General features: G+C 47.6%; 2 tRNA genes. Both read left to right on the forward strand.

The features are described from left to right. The first annotated feature begins 235 nt into the window (after window positions 1–235). Window positions 236–312 (forward strand) — tRNA-Ile (locus AU11_RS17570). Between the two features lie 113 nt (window positions 313–425). Then, window positions 426–501, forward strand: a tRNA-Ala gene (locus AU11_RS17575). Window positions 502–607 lie beyond the last annotated feature (106 nt).

Consider the following 607-nt stretch of genomic DNA (forward strand, 5'->3'; position numbering starts at 1 on the left):
GAAGTCGACCTAACTTCGTAAGTGCTCACACATATTGCTTGATCGGACTGATGATGTTGTGTCAGTGATGCCCGTTGGGCGGGTCAGTGCCCCGTTTAGTTCGGGTGTTGTTTTAAACGCAGAGATTTTTGTATCTCACAAGGCGCGCGACGATCGAAAGAGGGAGTGTACTTCAGTACATGACCGATTGAGAGCGGAGTGCAACGCAGTGAGAGGCAAAAAGATCAAGTTTAATAGGCCTGTAGCTCAGCTGGTTAGAGCGCACCCCTGATAAGGGTGAGGTCGGCAGTTCAAGTCTGCCCAGGCCTACCAAATTTTCGTGACTCGGCGCTTTCGAAACCCTTGCATAGCAGGCTATGCGGCGGGCTCCGAAAACACCAATTCACAAAAATTCCATTCTTCAAAGTAAGAATACGTAAAGAAATGGGGCTATAGCTCAGCTGGGAGAGCGCTTGGTTTGCATCCAAGAGGTCTGCGGTTCGATCCCGCATAGCTCCACCACTTCCTCGACACAACATTAGAACTCAGAAACCTGATTTCTTATCACACGATAAGAGTTCAGCTTTCTGATTTTTACATCAGATGCTCTTTAACAAGGTAAAACATT

Source organism: Microbulbifer sp. HZ11, assembly GCF_000708675.1.
Classification (GTDB): domain Bacteria; phylum Pseudomonadota; class Gammaproteobacteria; order Pseudomonadales; family Cellvibrionaceae; genus Microbulbifer.